Below are 8,325 nucleotides of genomic sequence, written 5' to 3'. Positions count from 1 at the left end.
ATAAGGGTGAGGTCGGTAGTTCGAGTCTACTCAGACCAACCAAATTCCGCTTTATGCTTCGTTGCTTCCCTACTCGCATACCTCAGTATGCTTCGCAGGAAAGCGCCTTGCCTAAAACGAAATTGCCTTGATTGGGGTTATAGCTCAGCTGGGAGAGCGCCTGCCTTGCACGCAGGAGGTCAGCGGTTCGATCCCGCTTAACTCCACCAACACCTTTTATGCGTTGTTGCAGCGAACCTCACATACCTTAAGTATGCTTCGGTTCACCGCGCCTAGCCTAAAGGCCGCTGGTAAGACTGTTAATACTTGCTCTAGGAATTCAAATATAAGTGCTTAGTATTTAAGTGTTTATATTTGAGTTTAATCTCAAAACTGCTCTTTAACAATTTGGCAAGCTGATGTAAAAAGTAAGAAACTAAGGTTACATTTAATTGTATACCTTATTCACACTGTACACTTCAAGACATTTTGGGGTTGTATGGTTAAGTGACTAAGCGTACACGGTGGATGCCTTGGCAGTCAGAGGCGATGAAGGACGTACTAACCTGCGAAAAGCTGTGGGAAGCCGGTAAGAGGCATTAGACCCGCAGATATCCGAATGGGGAAACCCAGTGAGTTTACTCACTATCGCTACATGAATACATAGTGTAGCGAGGCAAACCGGGAGAACTGAAACATCTAAGTACCCCGAGGAAAAGAAATCAACCGAGATTCCGTTAGTAGCGGCGAGCGAACGCGGAGTAGCCCTTAAGCTATATAGGTGTTAGTGGAATGTTCTGGAAAGGACAGCGATACAGGGTGATAGCCCCGTACACGACAATGCTTTTATAGTGAAAACGAGTAGGACGGGACACGTGGTATCCTGTTTGAACATGGGGGGACCATCCTCCAAGGCTAAATACTCCTGACTGACCGATAGTGAACCAGTACCGTGAGGGAAAGGCGAAAAGAACCCCTGTAAGGGGAGTGAAATAGAACCTGAAACCGTGTACGTACAAGCAGTGGGAGCACCTTCGTGGTGTGACTGCGTACCTTTTGTATAATGGGTCAGCGACTTACATTCTGTAGCGAGGTTAACCGAATAGGGGAGCCGTAGGGAAACCGAGTCTTAACTGGGCGAATAGTTGCAGGGTGTAGACCCGAAACCGGGCGATCTATCCATGAGCAGGTTGAAGGTTGGGTAACACTAACTGGAGGACCGAACCCACTAATGTTGAAAAATTAGGGGATGACTTGTGGATCGGAGTGAAAGGCTAATCAAGCTCGGAGATATCTGGTTCTCCTCGAAAGCTATTTAGGTAGCGCCTCGAGCGAATACCATTGGGGGTAGAGCACTGTTTGGGCTAGGGGGTCATCCCGACTTACCAACCCCATGCAAACTCCGAATACCAATGAGTACTACTCGGGAGACACACGGCGGGTGCTAACGTCCGTCGTGAAAAGGGAAACAACCCAGACCGCCAGCTAAGGTCCCAAAGTAATGATTAAGTGGAAAACGATGTGGGAAGGCATAGACAGCTAGGAGGTTGGCTTAGAAGCAGCCACCCTTTAAAGAAAGCGTAATAGCTCACTAGTCGAGTCGGCCTGCGCGGAAGATGTAACGGGGCTAAAATCATTCACCGAAGCTGCGGACTTGCATTATGTGCAAGTGGTAGAGGAGCGTTCTGTAAGCCTGCGAAGGTGTCTTGAGAAGGATGCTGGAGGTATCAGAAGTGCGAATGCTGACATGAGTAACGATAAGGGGAGTGAAAAACTTCCCCGCCGAAAGACCAAGGGTTCCTATCCCATGCTAATCAGGGTAGGGTGAGTCGGCTCCTAAGGCGAGGCTGAAAGGCGTAGTCGATGGGAAACAGGTTAATATTCCTGTACCGGCCAATACTGCGATGGGGGGACGGAGAAAGCTAGGCAAGCGCGGCGTTGGTAGTCCGCGTGAAAGTGAGTAGGTTGAGAGACTAGGAAAATCCGGTTTCTTAAGACTGAGACACGAGACGAGTCACTAAGGTGATGAAGTTGCTAACGCTATGCTTCCAGGAAAAGCCTCTAAGCTTCAGGTATTGGTGACCGTACCCTAAACCGACACAGGTGGTCAGGTAGAGCATACCAAGGCGCTTGAGAGAACTCGGCTGAAGGAACTAGGCAAAATAGTACCGTAACTTCGGGAGAAGGTACGCTCTTTGTTGTGAAGCCCTTGCGGTGTAGGCAACGGAGAGTCGCAGTGACCAGCTGGCTGCAACTGTTTATTAAAAACACAGCACTCTGCAAACACGTAAGTGGACGTATAGGGTGTGACACCTGCCCGGTGCCGGAAGGTTAATTGATGGGGTTAGCGCAAGCGAAGCTCTTGATCGAAGCCCCGGTAAACGGCGGCCGTAACTATAACGGTCCTAAGGTAGCGAAATTCCTTGTCGGGTAAGTTCCGACCTGCACGAATGGTGTAATGATGGCCAGGCTGTCTCCAGCCGAGACTCAGTGAAATTGAAATTGCGGTGAAGATGCCGTATACCCGCGGCTAGACGGAAAGACCCCGTGAACCTTTACTATAGCTTGGCACTGAACATTGACCCTACATGTGTAGGATAGGTGGGAGGCTTTGAAGTTGGAACGCTAGTTCTGATGGAGCCGTCCTTGAAATACCACCCTTGTATGTTTGATGTTCTAACGTAGGCCCGTGAATCCGGGTTGCGGACAGTGTCTGGTGGGTAGTTTGACTGGGGCGGTCTCCTCCTAAAGAGTAACGGAGGAGCACGAAGGTTGGCTAAGTACGGTCGGACATCGTACGGTTAGTGTAATGGTAGAAGCCAGCTTAACTGCGAGACAGACACGTCGAGCAGGTACGAAAGTAGGTCATAGTGATCCGGTGGTTCTGTATGGAAGGGCCATCGCTCAACGGATAAAAGGTACTCCGGGGATAACAGGCTGATACCGCCCAAGAGTTCATATCGACGGCGGTGTTTGGCACCTCGATGTCGGCTCATCACATCCTGGGGCTGAAGTCGGTCCCAAGGGTATGGCTGTTCGCCATTTAAAGTGGTACGCGAGCTGGGTTTAGAACGTCGTGAGACAGTTCGGTCCCTATCTGCCGTGGGCGTTGGATGATTGAGTGGAGTTGCTCCTAGTACGAGAGGACCGGAGTGAACGAACCGCTGGTGTTCGGGTTGTCATGCCAATGGCATTGCCCGGTAGCTACGTTCGGAACGGATAACCGCTGAAAGCATCTAAGCGGGAAGCCGGCCACAAGATGAGTCATCCCTTAGACTTCGAGTCTACTAAAGGGTCGTTGAAGACCACAACGTTGATAGGTGAGGTGTGGAAGCGTGGTGACACGTTAAGCTAACTCATACTAATTGCCCGAGAGGCTTAACCATACAACGCCCAAGATGTTTTTAGAATGACAGTGTGAATTTACTTATCAGATTGCCGAATACTGGAACACGTTTTTATCAAATCCATCCATGGATTTGACCCTAACGGGCCGCACTAAAGTGCGTTAAAACGTGTTCCCTACAAGTTTTTGCCTGGTGGCAATAGCGCTGTGGAACCACCTGACTCCATTCCGAACTCAGAAGTGAAACGCAGCTGCGACGATGGTAGTGTGGCATTCGCCATGCGAGAGTAGTACACCGCCAGGCACCTCATTCAATAGAAAGCCCTACTCGCAAGAGTGGGGCTTTTTTATTGGTTGAAATATCTTGGTGCGGTGTACTGCTCGAGCAGGGCGACACCATGCGACAAAAACGTCTGGAACGTTTTTGGACAGCTTTAGCTGGCCGCGCAGCGGCGAACCCCAGGCAAGGGGTGAGCAAAGTAGTACAGCGATGATGGCCCGCACAGTGCAAAATTCGCTGGGGCACGCGGTTAATACGTCCTTGTACGCTCCTCTTTTGCATCCATGCAAAAGACGTCCCCAGCCAAATTCTGCCCTATGCTGTTTCGTGCTAATCGATTTGATCTTTTCATTTAATGTTAACGTCTCTTCATTTCCGCAGGGTCTCTAAACACATTCTGAGCATGGGAAAGGTACCACTGATAAAGCTATGCCACGCATTGCTGCAGGCATCGCATCTTCCTCATAAAGATTTTATCTTTGAGTTAGGGTGAGGTTTAATTCTTAATGTTCGGGTCTATGGGTTGCGGCTTAATAATTCGAACTGCTGATCACTGAGGATCTTTCGATAATGTAAGCCTGCTAAACCTTGTAAGCCACCGGTGTGGAAAAAAGCGATGCGTTTATTTGCTGGGATCTTGCCTTGGTCCAATAGCCTAAATAACTGTTGTAGTGCTTTGCCGGTATACACCGGTTCTATACTGATATTTTGTTGTTGTTTTGCCTGACAACAAAAATCAATTAACTCGTTAGATACCTTGGCATAGTTAGAGTCGGCAGGTTGAATTGACCAGTTTTGATCATTTGCGGCAGCTATCATCGAATGAGGTAAGCATAGTTTTACCTTATCTGTTAAGGCGCTGTCTTTGACGACGGCTAAACCCAATATTTGCGTATGCGGATATCGCTCGACCAGACCTGCCAAAGTGCCGCCACTGGCCGTAGCACAGCATAGTAGGTCGGCAATACCATTGGGTGTTTCGGCTAACGGTAATGTGGCAACGCCTGCTGCGCCTTGTAAATTGCTGCCACCTTCCGGTATCACAAGATAATCGGGATACTGTTGCTGCAAATATAAATTGAACTCACTGCTGGAACGCTGTCTAAACTGTGTTCGTGTTAAGGCGTGTAATTGCATGCCATGCTTTAAGCACTGGGCTAATGTTGGGTTATTTAAGTCTAGCTGCTCGGTACGCACTAAGCCGATGGTCGGAAAATGGTAATAGTGTCCAGCAGCAGCGAGGGCGGCTAAATGGTTAGAAAAGGCTCCGCCTAAGCTAAGAATGCCTTGCGTGGGCAAACGTTGTTGTAATGCGTTGTGTAATTTTAGCCACTTATTACCCGCAATTTGAGCCACAGGCGGGACTAGGTTTAATAACCATAGCTCGTTGTTGTTCGCGTTGAGGCGTTCGTCATACCAGCGTTGCCAGTGTATTGGGGGAAGTGTCATCGTCGTTATTCGTCTGCTTATCTTTAACGTAAATTACTATTACAGTATAAGGTGCAGCGAGTATAACTGACGCAGTGATTTGTTAGCAAAGCGCGTGAATAGCTGACAAAAAAGCAGCAGTACGTGGTTTTTTTCAGTAATTGGGTTAATTTGGCAAAAAAGTCATAAAAAGCTATTTTCTTGCCTGAGACTTACTTAGAATAGCGTTAACTCTTCTAAATTTTTTTTCTGATTGCTGACACGCTCTTGTTGGCTTTAGCAGTCGGATGTTGTTAAAAGGATCCACCTTCTCCATGTTTAATAAACTGCGCGGCATTTTCTCAAATGATCTGTCCATCGATCTTGGTACAGCGAATACTCTTATTTATGTAAAAGACCAAGGTATCGTTTTGAACGAGCCTTCTGTAGTCGCTATCCGACAGGAACGCGCCGGTGGTCCTAAGAGCGTGGCAGCAGTAGGGCATGCGGCTAAACGCATGCTGGGTCGTACGCCTGGTAATATCAAAGCTATTCGCCCGATGAAAGATGGGGTCATTGCAGACTTTTATGTTACTGAAAAAATGTTACAGCATTTTATTCGCCAAGCGCACAGCAACAGTTTTTTTCGGCCTAGCCCACGCGTTTTAGTGTGTGTTCCTTGTGGTTCTACTCAAGTTGAGCGTCGTGCTATTCGTGAATCTGCCCAAGGCGCCGGTGCGCGTGAAGTGTACTTAATTGATGAGCCTATGGCCGCAGCCATTGGTGCGGGCTTACCGGTTTCAGAAGCTACCGGCTCTATGGTCGTTGATATCGGTGGTGGTACTACAGAAGTCGCTATTATCTCGTTAAATGGTGTGGTGTATTCTTCTTCCGTGCGGATTGGTGGTGACAAGTTTGATGATGCGATTGTTAACTATATTCGTCGTAACTACGGCATTTTAATTGGTGAAGCAACGGCTGAGCGCATTAAGACAGAAATTGGCTCGGCTTACCCGAGTGACGATGTGTTAGAAATTGAAGTACGTGGTCGTAACCTTGCTGAAGGTGTACCACGTAGCTTTACTATGACCAGTAATGAAATTTTAGAAGCCTTACAAGAACCATTAGCCGGTATTGTTAGTGCTGTAATGGTTGCCTTAGAGCAATCCCCACCTGAGTTAGCGTCAGATATTTCTGAGCGCGGCATGGTATTAACCGGCGGTGGTGCACTGTTACGTGATCTAGATCGTTTGTTAATGGAAGAAACCGGTATTCCGGTTGTTGTGGGTGATGATCCATTAACATGCGTGGCTCGTGGTGGTGGTAAGGCGCTGGAGATGATCGATATGCACGGTGGCGATGTTTTCAGTTACGAGTAATGAGGTTTAGCACCGTCAGAGACCTACATGAATGATTTTTTTAGTCGTGGCCCGGCACTCGGGCTACGTTTAGTATTTGCTATAGCCTGCAGTGTCGGGCTAATGTTTGTTGACCGCTATACCGAAAGCTCCACGCAGTTGCGTAGTTATCTCACTTCAGCCGTTAGCCCGCTATTTTATGTGGCAAGTTTACCTGAAAGTCTTATTTCCGGTGCCTCAGAGCAGCTTTTGTCTCAGCAGCAGTTATTAGCTGAAAATGCTGAGCTCAAAACACGCTTATTGAACCAAGAAACGCAATTACAGTTGTTATCGTTTTTAAAACAAGAGAACAACAAACTACGAGCGTTACTTGGTTCAGCACCTGTGGTCGAGGGGCAGCGCCTGATTGCTGAAGTACTTGCCGTATACAGCCATCCTTTTAGTCATCAAATTGTGTTGAACAAAGGCACTAATGATGGCGTCACGGTGCATCAACCCATTATCGATGAAAAAGGGGTGCTTGGGCAGATCGTCAGCGTTGGGCCAAATAGTAGCCGCGCTTTGTTAATTTCCGATAATACTCATGCAGTTTCATTACGTGCAGAACGTACGGGGGTGCGCACCGTGGCAGAAGGTTTAGGCCAATGGGATATGCTGCGCGTTATCCATTTACCGTTGAGTACCGATATTCGAGAGGGCGATCGTTTGTTAACCTCTGGCTTGGACGGCCGTTTCCCTGAAGGCTATCCCGTGGCGGAAGTCATTAACGTTATTCGAGATGATAGCCAACCGTTTATGACGGTATATGCCAAACCTTATGCCAGCTTGGATCGCATCCGACATGTGTTGATCTTATGGCCAGGCACGCAGGTTGAAGCGGTGCGGCAGGAAGAGGAACCAGAATAATGCGCCCAGCACAGGGTTTAGGTTTTATTTATTTAAGTTTAATTACAGCGTTGTTGCTGACGGTTATTCCGGTACCGTTTCAATTCAGCTTATTTCGGCCCGATTGGGTGTTGCTTGTTTTAATGTATTGGACCTTAGCCTTACCACGTAGAGTGAATATTGGTACGGCTTTCTTTATGGGGTTTTTAACCGACGTTCTGGTGGGCACTGTGTTAGGGGTTAACGCCTTAGCGTTTTCAGTGGTTGCTTTTGTGATGGCGGTTAACCATCTGCAAATTCGCAACTTTGGTGTTATCCAGCAAAGTTTATTAGTCGGTTTGTTGTTAGCACTGTATCAATTATTGCTTTTTTGGTTGAGTAACTTTTTAACGGGCGTTAATTTCCGCCCCGCCTATTTGTGGCCTGTGCTGACTGGCATGCTGGTTTGGCCCTGGTTGTTTTGGTTTCTACGGCGTTATCGCCGCCAATTTAAGATCCAATAATGTATCCGAAAATTGCTTTAGCTTCAGCCTCACCTCGTCGGCGCGAATTGTTGCAACAGTTGGGTGTGGAGTTTGATTTAATCAGTGCGTCGATCGATGAAAGTGTTTTGCCAAATGAAACGGCTGCCGCCTATGTGAGCCGTTTGGCACTGCAAAAAGCACAAGTCGGCGCCGCAAAAATGGCCAACGCATTACCCGTTCTGGGCTCAGACACCAGTGTGGTGGTTGACAATAAAATTTTAGGTAAGCCAACGGATTATGCTGATTTTCTGGCTATGATGCAGTTATTATCCGGCCGTCAGCATCAAGTTATGACTGCCGTTGCCATTGTTTCACCAAGCCAAACCTTACAAGCGTTAGCAATAACAGATGTGTTTTTCCGAGAAATTAGTGAAGCCGAAATGGCTGACTATTGGTTAACTAAAGAACCTTGCGATAAAGCCGGCGGTTATGGCATTCAGGGTTTAGCCGGTAAGTTTGTCGAAAAAATTCATGGTAGTTATAGTGCTGTAGTAGGTTTGCCGCTGTGTGAAACAGATCGTTTATTACAGCAGTTATCGAGGTAGG

General features: G+C 47.7%; 5 protein-coding genes, 2 tRNA genes and 2 rRNA genes (1 of these 9 only partly in view). 8 read left to right on the top strand and 1 reads right to left on the bottom strand.

Annotated elements, in window-relative coordinates:
- The 4 genes from ACUJFK_RS17755 to rrf all read left to right on the top strand — a co-directional run.
- Positions 1 to 42, top strand: a tRNA-Ile gene (locus tag ACUJFK_RS17755) (it extends 35 nt beyond the left edge of the window).
- A gap of 91 nt (positions 43 to 133) precedes the next feature.
- Positions 134 to 209, top strand: a tRNA-Ala gene (locus ACUJFK_RS17750).
- Positions 210 to 480: 271 nt separating this feature from the next.
- Positions 481 to 3,365: ribosomal RNA gene (locus ACUJFK_RS17745) — 23S ribosomal RNA — on the top strand.
- Positions 3,366 to 3,514: 149 nt separating this feature from the next.
- Positions 3,515 to 3,629 (top strand): 5S ribosomal RNA (gene rrf, locus ACUJFK_RS17740).
- A gap of 492 nt (positions 3,630 to 4,121) precedes the next feature.
- On the opposite strand, the gene ACUJFK_RS17735 is transcribed toward rrf, so the two are convergent.
- Positions 4,122 to 5,054 carry a 1-aminocyclopropane-1-carboxylate deaminase/D-cysteine desulfhydrase gene (locus tag ACUJFK_RS17735; RefSeq protein ID WP_445425686.1) on the bottom strand — a complete coding sequence of 311 codons (933 nt, stop codon included), beginning with the start codon at positions 5,052 to 5,054 and terminating at the stop codon, positions 4,122 to 4,124.
- A gap of 293 nt (positions 5,055 to 5,347) precedes the next feature.
- On the opposite strand from ACUJFK_RS17735, the gene ACUJFK_RS17730 reads away from it, so the two are divergent.
- Genes ACUJFK_RS17730 through ACUJFK_RS17715 form a run of 4 tightly spaced genes read left to right on the top strand, consistent with a single transcriptional unit; the run spans position 5,348 to position 8,324 of the window.
- Complete coding sequence (locus tag ACUJFK_RS17730) at positions 5,348 to 6,391, top strand: rod shape-determining protein (RefSeq protein ID WP_226752415.1); 1,044 nt, start codon at positions 5,348 to 5,350, stop codon at positions 6,389 to 6,391.
- A gap of 27 nt (positions 6,392 to 6,418) precedes the next feature.
- Entirely contained in the window at positions 6,419 to 7,276 is an 858-nt protein-coding gene (mreC, locus tag ACUJFK_RS17725; protein WP_226752416.1) for a rod shape-determining protein MreC, read from the top strand.
- A complete protein-coding gene (gene mreD, locus ACUJFK_RS17720) occupies positions 7,276 to 7,758 on the top strand; it encodes a rod shape-determining protein MreD (RefSeq protein WP_445425685.1) in 483 nt (160 codons plus the stop codon). Before mreC ends, mreD begins: the two co-directional genes overlap by 1 nt.
- Positions 7,758 to 8,324, top strand: a complete 567-nt coding sequence (locus ACUJFK_RS17715; RefSeq protein WP_445425684.1) for a Maf family protein — start codon at positions 7,758 to 7,760, stop codon at positions 8,322 to 8,324. The genes mreD and ACUJFK_RS17715 overlap by 1 nt, the downstream gene beginning before the upstream one ends.
- The last annotated feature ends 1 nt before the right edge of the window (position 8,325 follow it).

The sequence above is a fragment of the Alishewanella sp. HL-SH06 genome, assembly GCF_052656265.1.
Note: the sequence above shows the minus strand (reverse complement) of the source record. Positions and strands in the feature narration are given on the sequence as shown.